The 15810-nt window shown below is 59.8% G+C and carries 16 protein-coding genes; 8 read left to right on the top strand and 8 right to left on the bottom strand.

From position 1 onward, the window contains the following. Window positions 1-99: 99 nt before the first annotated feature. From Q0837_RS02710 to Q0837_RS02680, 7 genes are all read right to left on the bottom strand, one after another. Window positions 100-867, bottom strand: a complete 768-nt coding sequence (locus Q0837_RS02710; RefSeq protein ID WP_298464958.1) for an outer membrane beta-barrel protein — start codon at window positions 865-867, stop codon at window positions 100-102. 127 nt (window positions 868-994) lie between these two features. Next, the gene (folP, locus tag Q0837_RS02705; protein WP_298464957.1) at window positions 995-2110 is read right to left on the bottom strand and encodes a dihydropteroate synthase; all 1116 of its coding nucleotides are present in this window, start codon (window positions 2108-2110) and stop codon (window positions 995-997) included. A 134-nt stretch (window positions 2111-2244) separates the two neighbouring features. Continuing rightward, complete coding sequence (locus Q0837_RS02700; RefSeq protein WP_298464954.1) at window positions 2245-3033, bottom strand: P44/Msp2 family outer membrane protein; 789 nt, start codon at window positions 3031-3033, stop codon at window positions 2245-2247. 145 nt (window positions 3034-3178) lie between these two features. Continuing rightward, window positions 3179-3592 carry a hypothetical protein gene (locus Q0837_RS02695; RefSeq protein WP_298464951.1) on the bottom strand — a complete coding sequence of 138 codons (414 nt, stop codon included), beginning with the start codon at window positions 3590-3592 and terminating at the stop codon, window positions 3179-3181. Window positions 3593-3727: 135 nt separating this feature from the next. After that, window positions 3728-4867 carry a site-specific DNA-methyltransferase gene (locus Q0837_RS02690; protein ID WP_298464949.1) on the bottom strand — a complete coding sequence of 380 codons (1140 nt, stop codon included), beginning with the start codon at window positions 4865-4867 and terminating at the stop codon, window positions 3728-3730. Between the two features lie 253 nt (window positions 4868-5120). Continuing rightward, entirely contained in the window at window positions 5121-6047 is a 927-nt protein-coding gene (locus Q0837_RS02685; RefSeq protein WP_298464946.1) for a calcium/sodium antiporter, read from the bottom strand. A gap of 32 nt (window positions 6048-6079) precedes the next feature. Continuing rightward, window positions 6080-6703, bottom strand: coding sequence for a ribonuclease HII (locus Q0837_RS02680; RefSeq protein WP_298464943.1), 624 nt, complete (start codon window positions 6701-6703; stop codon window positions 6080-6082). Here Q0837_RS02680 and Q0837_RS02675 point away from each other — a divergent pair. From Q0837_RS02675 to Q0837_RS02650, 6 genes are all read left to right on the top strand, one after another. Next, window positions 6702-7865 carry a PQQ-dependent sugar dehydrogenase gene (locus tag Q0837_RS02675; protein ID WP_298464940.1) on the top strand — a complete coding sequence of 388 codons (1164 nt, stop codon included), beginning with the start codon at window positions 6702-6704 and terminating at the stop codon, window positions 7863-7865. The two genes, Q0837_RS02680 and Q0837_RS02675, sit on opposite strands and share 2 nt — an antisense overlap. 60 nt (window positions 7866-7925) lie before the next feature. Beyond that, complete coding sequence (locus Q0837_RS02670; protein ID WP_298464938.1) at window positions 7926-8456, top strand: GNAT family N-acetyltransferase; 531 nt, start codon at window positions 7926-7928, stop codon at window positions 8454-8456. A gap of 64 nt (window positions 8457-8520) precedes the next feature. Next, the gene (locus Q0837_RS02665; RefSeq protein WP_298464936.1) at window positions 8521-9075 is read left to right on the top strand and encodes a DUF1285 domain-containing protein; all 555 of its coding nucleotides are present in this window, start codon (window positions 8521-8523) and stop codon (window positions 9073-9075) included. A gap of 13 nt (window positions 9076-9088) precedes the next feature. After that, window positions 9089-9697: a CoA pyrophosphatase gene (locus Q0837_RS02660; protein ID WP_298464933.1), complete on the top strand. Its 609-nt coding sequence runs from the start codon at window positions 9089-9091 to the stop codon at window positions 9695-9697. Beyond that, on the top strand, window positions 9687-10859 hold the full coding sequence (locus Q0837_RS02655) for a CCA tRNA nucleotidyltransferase (RefSeq protein ID WP_298464932.1): 1173 nt from the start codon (window positions 9687-9689) through the stop codon (window positions 10857-10859). Before Q0837_RS02660 ends, Q0837_RS02655 begins: the two co-directional genes overlap by 11 nt. 296 nt (window positions 10860-11155) lie before the next feature. Continuing rightward, the gene (locus tag Q0837_RS02650) at window positions 11156-11680 is read left to right on the top strand and encodes a hypothetical protein (RefSeq protein WP_298464930.1); all 525 of its coding nucleotides are present in this window, start codon (window positions 11156-11158) and stop codon (window positions 11678-11680) included. 75 nt (window positions 11681-11755) lie between these two features. On the opposite strand, the gene parC is transcribed toward Q0837_RS02650, so the two are convergent. After that, window positions 11756-14050, bottom strand: coding sequence for a DNA topoisomerase IV subunit A (gene parC, locus Q0837_RS02645; RefSeq protein ID WP_298464927.1), 2295 nt, complete (start codon window positions 14048-14050; stop codon window positions 11756-11758). 139 nt (window positions 14051-14189) lie between these two features. Here parC and Q0837_RS02640 point away from each other — a divergent pair, with 139 nt between their 5' ends. Further along, window positions 14190-14771, top strand: coding sequence for a phosphoribosyltransferase (locus Q0837_RS02640; protein ID WP_298464925.1), 582 nt, complete (start codon window positions 14190-14192; stop codon window positions 14769-14771). Continuing rightward, window positions 14768-15799 carry an adenosine deaminase gene (locus tag Q0837_RS02635; protein ID WP_298464923.1) on the top strand — a complete coding sequence of 344 codons (1032 nt, stop codon included), beginning with the start codon at window positions 14768-14770 and terminating at the stop codon, window positions 15797-15799. The genes Q0837_RS02640 and Q0837_RS02635 overlap by 4 nt, the downstream gene beginning before the upstream one ends. Window positions 15800-15810 lie beyond the last annotated feature (11 nt).

Below are 15810 nucleotides of genomic sequence, written 5' to 3'. Positions count from 1 at the left end.
GACGAATTTGCGACGGACGCACAAACGCCAAGGCCCCTCTTCCGCTAATGCAGAGGAGGGGCCTGTATATTTTTCGCCGTTTGACGGGCGGTCTAAAGATCAGAAGCGGAAGCGAATGCCCGCAAAGCCTGAGACTGTTTCATACCGACCGCCAACGTCCGCGCTGAAATCATTTCCGCCGTCGCCGATAAAACGACGCTCAAGATCAATTCCCGATATCCTCTGGTAACGGGCGCTAGTTTCCAGATCGATCTGATCGGTCAGGCGAAAGCTAAGTCCGATTGTGTTGTGCAGCACGAAACCAGTGTCCCCTCCAGATAGCGCAAAGGTCGGAGCGTTCGCCACGCCGTTATTCGGGAAATAGGCAACCTGTGCATCGACGTCTGCAACACCAATTCCGCCGCTCGTGTACGGGATTACGCGCTGTGTTTCCGACCAGCGAATGTCCGAACGATAGTTGATCGTGAAAGTGTTGATGTCGAGGTCGCCGCTGAATGACTGATCACCGCCATTGAAGGAACCACCCGAAATGTCGGGACTAGCATAGGAGTATTCTGCCTCGATCGAGGGCTGGAATATCCCGAATACGCGTTTATCGAACCGATAACCGACCGTACCGGCGAAGGTGAAGTCTTCATCAAATTCTAGATCGACAACCGCAGGTGCGCCCGGGACGCCGGGTGATGCGCCTTGGGGAGCCTGAATCCCGTCAAAGTCTTCATCACTCGGCGATGTAACACCGCCTTTGACCGCGACATAAAATCCTTCTTCGCCGGTCTTGCCGTCTTCGGCAAAGGCAGTGCCTGGCAGCGCGGCTGCGAGACCGGTGATGAACAGTGCGGACGGAATGCGGACGTGCGAAATCATGCGGAGAATCTCCATCTTGACCCGGAAATAGGGAGACTCGCGCCTTGGAGGGGGTCAGGGGCAGGCGCGAGTCACACTCTGTTTCGCACCCTTGCCGCGACCGGTTACAGCCGCCGGAATTTTTTTGTCATAGCGGCGGCAATTGCGCGAAATCTGTCAACGCCGCATCGCGCATGCCGCGCCAGACATTGCGCGCCTGAACCGTCTCGGCGACGTCATGTGCCCGCAGGATGTGCATGCCCGCTTCCATGCCTTTCATCGCCAACGCTATCGATCCACCGAGCCGTTTATCGGTAGGCTCCTCATTGGACAGAGCCCCAATCATCCGCTTGCGACTGACACCAAGAAGCAAGGGCGAACCAAGCGCATGGAACAGCGCCAGCGAGTTCATGAGCGTCAGGTTATCCGCCAGCGATTTGCCGAAGCCGATACCGGGATCGAGCACAATTTTCTCTTCAGAAATGCCCGCCGCAATGGCCTTGGCTCGCGCGTCTTTTAGGAAGTCGAACACCTCACTGACGACATCTTCATACTCGCCGCCTTCGTGCAGATCATCGCCGCTCCCCGGCGCGTGCATCAGAATGACGGGGCATCCAGTGTTCGCGACCAGCTCTGTGGTGCGATCATCATAGCGCATCGCCGACACGTCATTGGCGACATGTGCGCCAGCTTGCAGTGCCGCTTCGAGCACGCCTGCGCGGCGGCTGTCGACGCTGATCGCAGCGCCCATGCTGGCACAATATTCTACCGCCGGTAGCACGCGATCTTTTTCGTCGCCTTCCCAAGTGGCTGCTGCGCCCGGACGCGTGCTCTCGCCGCCGATATCGATGATTGCCGCGCCCACTTCGAGCATTGCGGCGGCGTGTTCGCGCCCGGCTTCAGGCTTGTCGAGGAACTCACCGCCATCGGAAAAGCTGTCGGGCGTGACGTTGAGAATACCCATCACCTGCGGCTGATCGAAGCGGATTGTCCGCTCACCCAATTGCAGCGGCGCGTGCACCTTTTGCAGGTTGGCCCATTGCTGCTGGGCCTCTTCGGCCAGCGCCGCATCGAGGCTCGTAAGCGCTGCCTCGAAACCGCGCGCGCCGAACAGCAGGCGCTGCGTCGCCTCACCATTGTCACGCACTACCAGCGCAAAGCGACTTGCGTAGACCATTGACCCGCCGAGCCGGATAGCAGCCCCGTCTTCGGCTTGTGGTCCGGAAGCGAAGGCAATCGGATGGACGTAAACGGATGCGGTCATGGGCACAGCCTCAAAGGGGATCGAGAGCTGCCGGATTGCCGTGTCGCTGCGCCGCCCGCAATGACGAGGTGAGAAAACTCCACGAAAAAGGGGCCGCGCATGATTGTGCGGCCCCTTAGTGTAGCATGGCCTATTCAATCGCCGCCGAATTTCACCCGAACGCCGGCCGAGACGATCGATTGCGAAGATTCGACCCCGAGCGTTGCCGGGAGCAGCGTCAGCGGGATATCGGCGTCCTCGGTCGTGGCGCGGTAAGTGTATTGACCAAAGAGCTCGGTGCTTGACGATAGCTCGTAGCTGGCACCTGCCATCAACTGATAGGCAAACGAGCCGTCATCATCGTCAGCAACGGACACGTCGGACGGAGAGTATTCGACATCGACCCACTGATAGCCGAGCCCGGCACCGACATAGGGCTTGAACCCGCTGCCGGTCTGGATGTCGTAAAATACATTGCCGAACAGACCGAAATTGGAGACCTGTCCTTGCCCGTCGGCGATTACTGCGCCGACTGTGGGGTTCGCCGCGTCTGCAGCGCCACGTGTCAGAATGGCGGAATCGACCGTGTCGATATCTGTGCCGCCCACGGTCAGGCCGCTATGGGTGTCGACACCGTATTCGGAATAGGCACCTTCCAGCTCGACCCGAAGGCCATTGTCGAAAGCATATCCGACCTGCCCGCTGATCGCGAAGCCAGTGTCAAACTCGGTCTCCCACGCCAGCGGCGTGTCTGCTGCGATCGCTCCGAAGTCATCGGTTGCCGGGATCGCTTCGTCGATCTGCCCGGAGTTTTCGCTGTCTTCGGGCAGGGCTACGCCGCCGCTGAGACCGATATAGGGGCCATCGGCCAGAGCGGCGGTCGGCAATGCGGCGAGCCCTAAGGCAGCGCCGCAGGATAGAGTCGTAATGCGGAGTTTCTGCATGATTTCCTCACGTTAGGTTATGCCCCCAGACGTGGCGAACCCAGGCGGATTCGCGTCAAGCACATGAACCTACGCTGCAGAAATCGGCGCAATCGGGCCGAGACGTGCCGCTGAATCGATAATCAGTCGCAAAAAGCGACTTGGCTTAGCCAGCGACAGGATGAACCGTGTAAGTCACGCGCAGCGGCTTGACGTGACGGCTTTCATAACCGCGTTCGATCCGCGCTGCTTCGCCCGGCTGCACTTTCAGGATAGGGCTGAATGAGATCGTGCCGAGTGTCGGCGAAGTCGCCTTCCAGTGCGATCGGGTCTTGAGCAAACCGTTGGCTTCCGAAGACACGAACAATTGCGCGCGGTAGGATTGTCCTTCGGCAGGCTCGACTTCAATGAAAGTCGGTTCGCCTTCGACAGCAACCATGCGCTGTTCGGCGACAACCTTACCATTGTCGCTGATCGTCATTTCCACGGTAAAGCGATCGGGCTGGTCCGAAACATCCTGAGCCGTTGCAGCTACAGCCAATGGTGCGGTCGCAAGTGCGAGAAGGATTTTGCCGTACATAGTCCGATACTCCTGTCATCCGCGCTCGGTGCAAGGTGTGCAATCGAGCGACGGCTGCCGAAATTACCGGGCCTGCGTTAATTTTGTGCCAACGCCGTTAGTCTGACGGCTAAACGTCGGAGCAGCTTGGGAAATCTAGTCTTCGCTGGCGAGCAGGTAGAGCTGCCGGGCGGCGTCAACCGCGAGCACTTCCCCGCCCTTTTCATAGTGCCAGAAGGTCCAGCCATTGCAACTGGGTGCCTCTTGCAGGTCCTTGCCAAGCCCGTGGATTGATCCGGTCTTGCCGTCCAATTCCAGCGATCCGTCGGCGCGCACGGTCGCAACCCAGCGACGCTTCTTGTCGAACACCTGCGTCCCTGGCGGGATCAGCCCGTTTTCAACCAGCGCACCAAAGGCGACGCGAGGCGCGGCCTTCTTGCTCTGCATGGTCTTGAGCGCGCTTTCATCAAGCGGAAGCTCTTTCTCGATCCGCTTTTCAGCGACGCCTCGGTAAAAGCTCTCACGCTCACAGCCGATCCATTGGCGGCCCAGACGTTTTGCAACAGCCCCGGTCGTGCCAGTGCCGAAGAATGGGTCGAGCACCACATCGCCTTGCTCGGTGGTGGCGAGCAGCACGCGGTACAGCAAGCTTTCGGGTTTCTGCGTCGGATGTGCTTTCTTGCCGTTCTCTTTCAGCCGCTCATTTCCGGAGCAGATTGGTAGAACCCAATCAGAACGCATCTGAAGTTCATCATTTAAGGTCTTCATTGCACGGTAGTTAAATTGATACCGCGCCTTCTCACCCATGCTCGCCCAGATCAGCGTTTCATGTGCATTAGTGAAGCGGGTGCCTTTGAAGTTCGGCATCGGATTGGTCTTGCGCCAGACGATATCGTTGAGGATCCAGAAGCCGAGATCCTGCAGAATTGCGCCGACACGGTAGATATTGTGATAGCTACCGATGACCCACAAGGCGCCGTCAGGCTTGAGCACGCGGCGCGCTTCGGAAAGCCAGCTGCGGGTGAATTCATCATAGGCGCGGAAGCTGGAGAATTTGTCCCACTCGTCAGTCACGGCGTCGACAGAACTGCCATCGGGGCGGTTCAGGTCGCCGCCGAGCTGCAAATTGTAAGGCGGATCGGCGAACACGCAGTCGACCGAATTATCGGGCAGCGAGCGCATGGCTTCGATGCAGTCGCCTGTGAGAATTTGCCCGACCGGCAGCGGTGCACGCGACTTTTCCGGTGCTTTAACAACACCTTTTGCCCGCACCTTCGCAGTTTCCATCACGCTCACAGCAATTCCCCGAACCAAATCTCACGCAGAGTTATCCACAGGGTGAGTCCAAAGGGACTCCGCGTCAAGAACTGAATTCTCGCCGGTTATGGTTAGCGAATGGTAAACGAACGGAGGCGTGGTGCAGAACGAAAGGTGACTCCACCAGATGTTGAGTCCGCTTCGCGCCGAGAGACTCCAGATAGGGTGGTGTGGCGCAAAAGACTCGTTCTTGTTTTTCTGCACGCCATCGGCCGCTTACGGGCGCAACGGCTTACGCCAACACAAAAACCACGTTGCCGACAAACGCCACCAGCAGCGCGGTCCCAATCAACCGTCCGATGCTCTTCGCAAACCACAGCAGCAACAACAGCAACACGGCGCTTCCGGTGAGCAGCGCCATCTGCAATCCGGCGAGGCTGAGTGGCAGCGCGAATGGTGCGATGCTCATGGTTGCCCCGCCGATGAGCAGGATGTTGTAGATATTCGAGCCAACGACATTTCCCAGCGCCAGCCCCGATTTGCTGCGCAATGCCGCTGCGATCGATGCTGCCAATTCGGGGAGCGACGTGCCGACTGCGACGACCGTAAGACCGATCACGGTCTCGCTGACTCCAAAAATGGTCGCAAGCTCAATCGCACCGGTTACGAGCGCGTTGCCGCCCGCCACTAGAATTCCGAGGCCGACCACAAATAGTAGCCCGGCGATCAATCCGTTCGCAGGCGCCTCGTCATCGTCATCATCGTCGACAGCAGCTCCGCCCGGATGGCGATAGCGCCAGACAATGTAGACGATAATCCCGGCCAAAAACACAAAACCGATCCAGCGCGCGCCCAATTGCGACGCAGCGAGCGCCCAGAGGAGCAAGGTCAGGCCAAGCGCCACAACAGCATCGCGGCGTCCGGTTCCGGTCAGCGCGATTGGCATCACCAGCGCCGACACTCCCAGGATCAGCAGTGTATTTGCGAGGTTCGACCCAACGATATTGCCCCAGGCAATCTCGGGCGATCCAGCCAGCGAGGCTTGCACGCTCGCGACCATTTCCGGCATCGATGTCGCGAAACCGACGATCACCAGACCGGTGAACAAGGTCGAGACGCCAAGCTTCTGCGCAATGCCAACAGCACCGCGCACCAGCAGTTCACCACCGATGGCGAGGCCGACAAGTCCGGCAATACTAAGGAGAATCGCTTCGGTCATTGCTGCGGGCGCTTAGGGCAAGCCAGCGCGCTTCACAAAAGGTTTGCTTGCGCCACCGGCGCAAAGCTGTGCCGGTGCAGCGGTGTGGGCCCATGGATGCGCAGCGCCTCTTTGTGTTCTGCGCTGGGATAACCTTTGTTCCGCTCCCAGCCGTAATGCGGGTAATCCTCTGCCGCAGCGATCATAATCCGGTCGCGGTGCTCCTTGGCGATGATCGAGGCAGCGCTGATCGCTGGCTCGATCCCGTCCCCGCCCACAATCGCCCGCGCAGGCCAGCACCAATCGGCGCAGCGGCCATCGGGCGTCATATTTCCATCGATCAAGACCTCATTCGGAGCCGTGCCTACGAGCTGCGCCAATTCGCCCACGCAACGGGTCATCGCTGTCATCGTCGCCAAGAAGATGTTGAGCCTGTCGATCTCTTGCGGCTCGACCACCGCCACGGCCCAACCGCATGACCTGCGGATTTCTTCGTCGAGTACAGCGCGGCGTTTGGCGGAAAGCTTCTTGGAATCGTTGAGACCTGCGGGTACGTCGCTGCCCAGCACAACCGCAGCGGCCACCACCGGCCCGGCAAGCGGACCACGCCCGGCCTCGTCCACGCCTATGACAAGTTCCCCGGCACCGAATTGAAGATTGGGAGTTACCCCTGACATGAAGAACTTCTCCAAAGCATCCATCACCCTATCCATCTCCGCCGTCGCGCTCGCAAGCTGCGCCAATGCCGATGCTGGGGACAGCGCGGCGAGCGCCGAAGCGGGTGAACCCGATTACACCGTCTCCGAGATGGGCGAATTCAACGAACCATGGGCAATCGAATTTGCGCCGGGCACCGGGATGCTGTTCGTCACCGAGAAGTCGGGCACGCTCAAATTGATGAACACGGCAAGCGGCAGCGTCACCGAAGTCTCAGGCGCTCCGACGGTTGCCTATGGCGGTCAAGGCGGATTGGGCGATGTCGCCTTCCTCGAATCTGAGGCTGAAATGCCAATGGATGGCCGCACAATCTATCTCAGCTGGGCCGAAGGCGGCGATGGTGGCAATTACGGAGCGGCCGTCGGTCGCGGTAAACTATCCTGCGATGAAGCTGGTGAAGACTGCGCAATCACCGATCTTGGTGTCGTCTGGCGCCAGTCTATCAAAACCGGAAAGCGCGGCCACTATTCGCACCGCATCCTTTTCTCACCTGATGAGCAGCACATGTTCATTGCCAGCGGCGACCGGCAGGAGCTTGATCCAGCGCAGGACAACACCAACAACCTCGGCACGATCGTGCGCCTCAATCTGGATGGCACCCCCGCCGAGGGCAATCCGATGGCCGATCAGGGCGACGTAGAGTCGCAGATCTGGTCCTATGGCCACCGCAACATACTGGGGATGGACTGGGATGCAGACGGGCGGCTTTGGGATATCGAGCATGGCCCGGCGGGCGGCGACGAGCTGAACCTCGTTCAGAGCGGTGCCAATTATGGCTGGCCCACACGCTCCTATGGCAACCACTACAATGGCGACCCGATCGAGGATCACAGCGAAGACGATGGCTTCGTGAAACCAGCCGCGCACTGGACCCCGGTAATCGCGCCCGGCGACATGATCATCTATTCCGGCGACATGTTCGGCCCATGGAAAGGCGATGCCTTGATTGCCGGCCTCTCAAGCGAAGCACTCGTGCGGGTCGACATCGACGGCGAAATCGCAACCGAAGCCGCCCGTTACGAAGTGGGCGGACGCCTGCGCTCCGTAGAGCAAGGGCCTGACGGCAGCATCTGGGTGGCTGAAGACGGCGACGGCGGGCGTGTGCTCAAGTTGAGTATTTAACCTTCACGGCGACGAGAAAGTGGGTTGGCATCGCGCTAACCCACCCCTAACCGCCGCCTGATGAGCGAAACCGCAACCCTCATCCCGCTATCGGCGGTCGATCAGGCGATGATCGAGCAATTGCTTGATCGCGCGTTCGGTCAAGACCGTCACGCGCGCACCGCCTATCGCATCCGCGCCGGGATGGATTGGCTCGACGCACTCAGCTTCGCGGCGCTTGACGAAAACGAGATGCTGGTCGGCACGATCCAGTGCTGGCCTATTGCGCTGATCGATCACGAAGAGCGCCCGGTTCCGCTGGTCATGGTTGGTCCGGTTGCGGTTGTCCCCGAGCGGCAGGGTGAGGGCTTCGGCGTGGGCTTGATGGCGGCGATGCTGGACGCCGAAGCGCGGCTTGTGAGCGAAGGGCAGCCGCGGCTAGCACAAGTCCTGATTGGCGATGTTGAATATTACGGTCGCTGGGGCTTTTCCGCAGCTTCCACCGGCGGATGGCGTTGTCCAGGACCTTATGAGCAGCACCGGCTGCTGGCGCGCGGCGATGCGCTTGCTGCCATGCCAGCGGAAGGCATTCTCGGGCCTTGGGGCGGATAAAGAGAACTGATCTTTTCCACGTACTTGGCGGGAACGTTTGGTTCTGGCATCGCATTCGTCAGACATGCCTTACGAACCGCCACCCTATCTCGCCGAACTTACACTCGCCCAGATTGCGGAGCAGGTTGCACAGCGAAAATTGCCGCCCGTCGAAGGCTGGGCACCCGATAAGATTGGCGAAAGCCATATGCGCATTGCCGCCGATGGCACCTGGTATCACGAAGGCGATGCGATCCGCCGCGATGCCATGGTGCGCGCCTTTTCCGGCCTGCTGACGCGCGACGATGCCGGGCAGCATTGGCTCGTCACTCCGTTCGAGAAGCTCAGCATCGAGGTCGACGATGCCGCGTTCATCGCCACCGATTGCGTGATGCGCGATGGCGAGATCGCGTTCCGACTGAATACGGATGATCTGGTTGTGGCTGGACCAGACCACGGTCTGCGCGCGGCTGGTGATCCGGAAACTCCGGCGATCTACCTGCATGTTCGGCGCGGCTGTGAGGCACGGCTCAACCGTTCGACTTATGGTCAATTGGCCGAGATCGCGCTGGAGACAAGCGGCGATGACTGGATGGTCACCAGTCAGGGCGCGATTTTCTCCTTGATCTCGTCTGGGTAAGCGGACCGGGGGCATGAGCGACCTGTTTGAGCAACTCTCGTCAGCCTATGCGGAAGGGCATGCACGCGACGTCGACGGGCTTATGAGCGATGCCCGTTTCGCCGAGAATGGGCGCAACACGCCCGCCGCCGTGCTGATTGCCGTAACAGATCGCCCCGAACCCGGCGTGATCCTGACCCAGCGACCGCGCGATATGCGCGATCACCCGGGGCAAGTCGCCTTTCCCGGCGGCAAGATCGATCCGGGCGAAGATGCCATCACCGCCGCCTTGCGCGAGGCCGACGAAGAGCTTGCCCTACCCCGTGAGGCCGTGCGGGTGATCGGCGCGAGCGACGAATACCAGACCGGCACCGGGTTTTGCGTTACGCCCGTACTGGGCGTTGTGCCCGCCGATCTGGACCTCACACCCAGCCCGAGTGAAGTCGAAGCTTGGTTTGAAGCGCCGCTCGAAATGCTGCTGACGAAATCCAATTGGACGACTAACGAAGTGTTCTGGCGCGGCGCGATGCGGCACTATCTCGAGATGGACTATGAGGGGTTCCGCATCTGGGGTGTGACTGCGGCAATCATCGCCAACCTGTCGCTGCGGATTGCGCCGGAAAGGTTGCGCGATGTCGCCTGATCTCAAGGATGCAGCTTGGCCAAAACGTACCGACCTAGCGGCGCTGAAACAGGCGCTCGGCGCGGATCACATGCGATGGGTTGGCGGCGCGGTCCGAGACACTTTGTTGGGACTGCCAGTTCACGATATCGACTGCGCTACGACGCATACGCCCGACACCGTAATCGACCTTTGCCGCGATGCCGGCATTCGTACCGTCCCGACCGGGATCGACCATGGAACCGTGACCGCGATCCTTGAAGAAGGAACCGTAGAAGTCACCACTCTGCGCCGCGACGTTTCCACCGACGGCCGCCGCGCCACCGTGGCGTTTGCGACAGAATGGCAGGAGGACGCGGCCCGCCGCGACTTCACCATCAACGCACTCTATGCCCACCCAGAAACGCTCGAAATCTCGGATTACTTCGGCGGCACCAAAGACCTGGAGACCCGCCGTGTCCGCTTCATTGGCGATGCGCGCGAACGTATCGCGGAGGATCACTTGCGTATCCTGCGCTATTACCGGTTCCAGGCCCGGTTTGGCTCGGAACTGGATGCGGAGGCCGAAGAAGCCTGCGCTGCGATGGCCGATACCCTCAAAGGACTGAGCCGCGAACGGATTGCCGATGAACTGCTCAAGCTACTCGCCCTGCCTGATCCGGGCGAAACGGTTGAGCGCATGCATGATCGCGCGGTCTTGAGGGTGGTCCTGCCCGAAACCAGTCTGCGCCATGTCGAGCAGATGCGTGAATTGATCGAACGCGAAGCGGCACAGCAGTTCGCGCCCGATCCGCTAAGACGGCTGGCTGCGCTCTTGCCCCCCTCGCCCGAGATCGCCGAAATCGTCGCGGCACGGCTGCGGCTGTCGAAAGCGCAGCGAGCGCGTTTGATCAGCGCTGCAGAGAGGCGAGACGAAGACACCAGCAAGCCGAAGGAGCTTGCCTATTCCGTAACACCGACTTTCGCTGCGGACCGCTTGCTGCTTCTTGGAGCAGACGCGCAGCAAATCGCCGCTTGGGAGCCACCAGTCTTCCCGCTCAAAGGCGGTGTGATCGTTGCTCGCGGAGTGGCCGCTGGACCGGAAGTTGCGAGAATTCTTCAAACTGTTGAGCGTCGGTGGGTGGCCGAAGGTTTTCCCGATAAAGCAAGAATTGAACAAATTTTGAGCGAAGAACTACCCTGAAATTGCTCGACAATCCTCCCGCACCACATGACGTTTACGTTAAGCGGGTCTTCAGATGGGACAGACTACGGTCTCCGGGTTGTCATGCAAATTGCCCCTGATTAGGGAACCTCTCGCGCTGCTCGGTCATTAGGGTAACAGCGCGTAGCTCAAATGTTGGCCCGAGCCCTTCGGATAATCGCCCTCGGCCAACTCCATTCAGACTGCCTAATCGGGCGGTTGCGTGTCATCCCGTGCTGCACCTCTCACTTGCGGCGGCACCGGTGTGTTGAATTGAATATCGGAGAGAATACCCCATGAAATTTGTGAAGCTGGCTGTCCTGGCCACCGCAATCGCGGCGACCCCGATCGCAGCAAATGCCCAAGACGCGGGAACGACTGTTTACGGAAATGACGATGCGCCGATTGGCACCGTTGAGAGCAACGCCGATGGTATCGTCACCGTCGACACCGGAACCCACAAGGCACCGCTGCCTGCCAACCTCCTGGCAGAGCGCGAAATCGGCTGGACCGTCAACGCCACCAAGGCTCAGATTGACGGAATGATGGCAGCCCAGGTTGCCGAAGCGAATGCCAAGCGTGACGCCGCACTTGTGGTCGGCGCAGCCGTCAATTCGGCTGACGGCTCGGCTGCTGGATCGCTCACCGAAGTAGATCTCGCCGGCGATGCAATTGTGCTTGAGAGCGCAAACGGCCCCGTCGCGCTTAAGAAAGAGCACTTCGCAGTCGATGCAAGCGGCACTCTGGTAGCCTTGTTCACCGTTGAACAGCTCGCCACTGCTGCTGCCAGCGCGCAAGCGGCGACCGGCGCGTCCGAGTAATCGGAACCGCCCTCACCGGCTAAGAAAGGCCGCAGATGCTCATAGCGTCTGCGGCCTTTTCTTTTGTTCCATTCTTCAATCGAAGCGGTTGTTTTTGGGGAAGCCCTGCGGTGGCAGGCGTCCGGCAGCGCTGCGTGCGACTTTCCAAAGGTGAATGTCGGTTTCGGTGCGAGTGCGCTCGCCCGATCCACCCATCTGCCAGCTCAGCCCTTCACCAAGAACGAAGGTCGTCGCATCGGACAGACCTCCATCGCGGTAGCGCTGGAGCATCACGCCCTGCCCCCGCGCCATCACTGGCATTTCCTCAAGGTTGAAGACAATCAGCTTGCGGTTGTCACCCACACAGGCAACGTGATCATGCCCTTCGCCAATCTCGCGGATGACCGCCAGTTTCGCATCGCCTTTCAGATTGACGACCTGACGGCCCTTGCGGGTTTCGGCGAGCAATTCTTCGGTCTCGGCAACGAAGCCTTTGCCGTTGCTGGCAGCCAGCAACAATCTGCCTTTGGACTTGTGGACCAGCATTTTCGCAATCGATGTGTCGGACTCCAGATCGATCATGGTCCGCACCGGCTCGCCAAAGCCGCGCGCGCCGGGGAGCTTGTCGCAGCCCAGCGTGTAGAACCGGCCATTGCCTGCCGCGATCAGCAGCTTGTCCGTCGTCTGCGCGTGGAGGATGAAAGCGAGTTCATCGCCTTCCTTGTATTTGAACTCCTGAGCCAGATCGACGTGGCCCTTGGCTGCGCGGATCCAGCCTTTCTGGCTGAGGATCACCGTCACCGGCTCTTTTTCGATCATCGCATCCATCGAAAACTCGACCGTCGCGGCCGCTTCCTCGATCCGCGTCCGCCGCGCGCCCAGCTTGGTGTCCTCGGCATAGTCCTTGCGCAAAGTGCGCAGGTCCTTCTTCAGCCGCGTACGCTGGCGAGCCGGGCTGCCGAGCAATTTCTCAAGCTCGTCCTGTTCTTCAAGCAGCGCGGTCTTCTCATCGCGCAGCTTCATTTCTTCCAATTTGCGTAGGGACCGGAGCCGCGTATCGAGGATGGCTTCGGCCTGACGATCAGAAAGCTCGAACTCCTTGATCATCACCTTCTTAGGCTCGTCCTCGGTTCGGATAATCTCGATAATCCGGTCGAGATTGAGGAAAGCGATGATGTAGCCTTCAACCAGCTCAAGCCGCCGCGCAATCTGATCGAGCCGGTGCTGCGTGCGGCGTTGCAGGATCTCGATCTGCGCCGCCGTCCAGTTCTGCAGCAGCTCTTTCAGCCCCATCACCATCGGCGTGCGATTGGCGTCGAGCACGTTCATGTTGAGCCCGAAGCGGGTCTCCATGTCGGTCAGCTTAAAGATGCTCTCCTTGAGCAGTTCCGGATCGACATTCCGGCTGCGCGGGACCAGCACGATGCGGATCGTCTCGTCGCTTTCATCGCGCACGTCTTCAAGGATCGGCAGCTTCTTGTCCGAGATCGCCTGCGCGATCTGCTCGATCAGTTTTCCCTTCTGCACCTGATACGGAATTTCGGATATGACCAGCTGCCATTGTCCGCCGCCGAGCCGTTCGATGCCGAGTGCCTGATCCTCAGCCTTTTCGGCCTCGGGAGCGTGGAACACGCCGCGCAGACGGAAGCTGCCCCGACCGGTCTCGTAGGCGTGTGAAATGACTTCGGCGCTGTCGACCAGCTGTCCGCCGGTCGCAAAGTCCGGCCCCTGCATCAGCTCCATCAACCGAGCGTGCTCGACATGAGGATTATCGATCAGTTCCAGCGTCGCATCGATCACTTCGGCGACGTTATGGCTGGGAATGTTGGTCGCCATGCCCACCGCGATCCCGCTTGCGCCATTGGCCAGCAGGTTCGGGAACAGGCCCGGCATCAGCTCGGGTTCTTCTTCCTCGCCGTTGTAGGTGGGTATGAAATCGACCGTGCCTGCGTCCAGTCCTTCCATCAGCTGCATCGCGGTCTTGGTCAGGCGCGCTTCGGTGTAGCGATAGGCGGCGGCGTTATCGCCGTCGATATTGCCAAAGTTCCCTTGGCCCTCGACCAGCGGGTACCGTAGCGAGAAATCCTGCGCGAGCCGCACCATCGCATCGTAAGCTGCGGTGTCGCCATGCGGGTGATATTTGCCGATCACCTCGCCGACAACGCGGGCGCTTTTCTTGAACGTATTTGACGGATCGAGCTTCAGCTGCCGCATGGTCCACAGCAGGCGGCGGTGGACTGGTTTCAACCCATCGCGCAGATCGGGCAGCGAGCGCGCGGTGATCGTCGAGAGCGCATAGACGAGATAACGCTCTTCCAACGCAGCATCGAACGGCGCATCGACGATGGCATCAAACGGATCGGATTCGGTGTCTTCGGTCGGATCGGACATGCTTCGCGCTTAGCAACCGCGCGGGCGCCGGGGGAGAGGCGTTTCCACAGGAATTGGCAGAGCGGCGATTAGACCTACGTTTCTGTGCAGACCGTGCGTATGAAAGCTCAGCTGCGAGATCGACAGCGCTGGAGGAAACGTGGACCAACAAAAGACCTTCCTTGATGCCAACGAGTTGCTCGAACTATCCTTTGCTCTGGCGAACCAGATCGTCGAGTCAGGCTTTGTGCCAACTCACATCGTCGGCATCTGGCGCGGCGGAGCACCGATCGGGATAGCGGTTCAGGAGCTACTCGAGTTTCGCGGCATCGAATGCGACCACATCGCCATACGGACGTCGTCCTACACCGGCATCGGCCAGCAGGCCCGTCTGGTGAAGGTCTATGCGCTGGGCTATCTGATAGACACCCTAAACGCCGAAGACGCGCTGCTCATCGTCGACGATGTGTTCGACACCGGTAAGTCGGTAGAGGCGTTCATCAACGAGCTGAAAAAGCGCTGCCGGCGCAACACGCCCGCGACGATCAAGATCGCGACTGTGTTCTACAAGCCGTCCAAGAACCAGACATCGCTCACCCCGGATTACCATATGCGGTCGACCGAGGACTGGTTGATCTTCCCCCACGAGATTGATGGACTAACCGAGGAGGAGATCGCGCAGCACAAGCCGTGTGCGAACGAAATCCTCAAGCTACGAAACACAAATGGAATGAACCAATGAATCAGGCTTACCGCGATAAACGAGACGCCTTCATTGCTGCCGTCCCCAAGGCAGAGCTGCATCTGCATATCGAGGGTTCGCTCGAGCCCGACATGATGTTCGCGCTGGCGGGCCGCAACGGCGTGAAGCTGCCCTACAATAGCGTTGAGGAAGTCTCTGCCGCCTACCAGTTTTCGAACCTGCAGGAGTTTCTCGACCTTTACTACCTCGGCATGCAGGTGCTGGTCGAAGAGCAGGACTTCTATGATCTGACGATGGCCTATCTGGAGCGGGTTCACCGCGACAATGTCCAGCATGTCGAGATATTCTTCGATCCTCAGGGCCACACCGAACGCGGGATTCCGTTCGAGCGGGTGATTGGCGGTATCCTTCGCGCGCTGGACGACGGCGAAGCGCGGCTGGGGATCACTTACAAACTGATCATGTGCTTCCTTCGGCATCTCAGCGAAGAGGACGCATTTGAAACGCTAGCTGAAGCCGAGCCTTGGCTGGACCGAATTGCAGGAGTGGGCCTGGATTCCTCCGAAGTCGGGCATCCCCCAGAAAAGTTCACCCGCGTGTTCGCCAAATGCCGCGAATTGGGCCTCAAGCTGGTTGCGCATGCTGGCGAAGAGGGGCCGCCGGACTATGTCTGGCAGGCGCTCGACACGCTCAAGATTGACCGGATCGACCATGGAAATCGCGCGCTGGAGGATGAAACTCTGATCAAGCGGATCGTGAATGATGGCTACACGCTCACCGTCTGTCCGCTGTCCAATCTGAAGCTGTGCGTGATCGACGAGATCGTCGAGAGCCCGGTCAAAGTGATGCTTGATCAGGGCATCAAGGCGACTGTCAATTCCGACGATCCATCGTATTTCGGCGGGTATATCAACGACAACTATCACGCCATTGCAGACGCGCTGGATCTGACAATTGAAGACATTGCGACGCTCGCCGCCAACTCGTTCGAAGGCTCATTTCTGGAGGCCACCGAAATTGACAAGCACCGAGCACAGATAAGCGACTTGGCGGAGCAGCAAGCTTGAGGCTGAAGCAC

It is taken from the genome of uncultured Erythrobacter sp., from assembly GCF_947499705.1.
In the GTDB taxonomy this organism is placed as follows: domain Bacteria; phylum Pseudomonadota; class Alphaproteobacteria; order Sphingomonadales; family Sphingomonadaceae; genus Erythrobacter.
This window is presented reverse-complemented; position numbering and strand designations above follow the sequence as displayed.

Excerpts from the sequence above, each read along its gene's own strand:
- Q0837_RS02710 (WP_298464958.1), bottom strand. The coding sequence starts at position 867 with ATGATTTCGCACGTCCGCATTCCGTCCGCACTGTTCATCACCGGTCTC.
- folP (WP_298464957.1), bottom strand. The coding sequence starts at position 2,110 with ATGACCGCATCCGTTTACGTCCATCCGATTGCCTTCGCTTCCGGACCA.
- Q0837_RS02700 (WP_298464954.1), bottom strand. The coding sequence starts at position 3,033 with ATGCAGAAACTCCGCATTACGACTCTATCCTGCGGCGCTGCCTTAGGG.
- Q0837_RS02695 (WP_298464951.1), bottom strand. The coding sequence starts at position 3,592 with ATGTACGGCAAAATCCTTCTCGCACTTGCGACCGCACCATTGGCTGTA.
- Q0837_RS02685 (WP_298464946.1), bottom strand. The coding sequence starts at position 6,047 with ATGACCGAAGCGATTCTCCTTAGTATTGCCGGACTTGTCGGCCTCGCC.
- Q0837_RS02675 (WP_298464940.1), top strand. The coding sequence starts at position 6,702 with ATGAAGAACTTCTCCAAAGCATCCATCACCCTATCCATCTCCGCCGTC.
- Q0837_RS02680 (WP_298464943.1), bottom strand. The coding sequence starts at position 6,703 with ATGTCAGGGGTAACTCCCAATCTTCAATTCGGTGCCGGGGAACTTGTC.
- Q0837_RS02670 (WP_298464938.1), top strand. The coding sequence starts at position 7,926 with ATGAGCGAAACCGCAACCCTCATCCCGCTATCGGCGGTCGATCAGGCG.
- Q0837_RS02665 (WP_298464936.1), top strand. The coding sequence starts at position 8,521 with ATGCCTTACGAACCGCCACCCTATCTCGCCGAACTTACACTCGCCCAG.
- Q0837_RS02660 (WP_298464933.1), top strand. The coding sequence starts at position 9,089 with ATGAGCGACCTGTTTGAGCAACTCTCGTCAGCCTATGCGGAAGGGCAT.
- Q0837_RS02655 (WP_298464932.1), top strand. The coding sequence starts at position 9,687 with ATGTCGCCTGATCTCAAGGATGCAGCTTGGCCAAAACGTACCGACCTA.
- Q0837_RS02650 (WP_298464930.1), top strand. The coding sequence starts at position 11,156 with ATGAAATTTGTGAAGCTGGCTGTCCTGGCCACCGCAATCGCGGCGACC.
- parC (WP_298464927.1), bottom strand. The coding sequence starts at position 14,050 with ATGTCCGATCCGACCGAAGACACCGAATCCGATCCGTTTGATGCCATC.
- Q0837_RS02635 (WP_298464923.1), top strand. The coding sequence starts at position 14,768 with ATGAATCAGGCTTACCGCGATAAACGAGACGCCTTCATTGCTGCCGTC.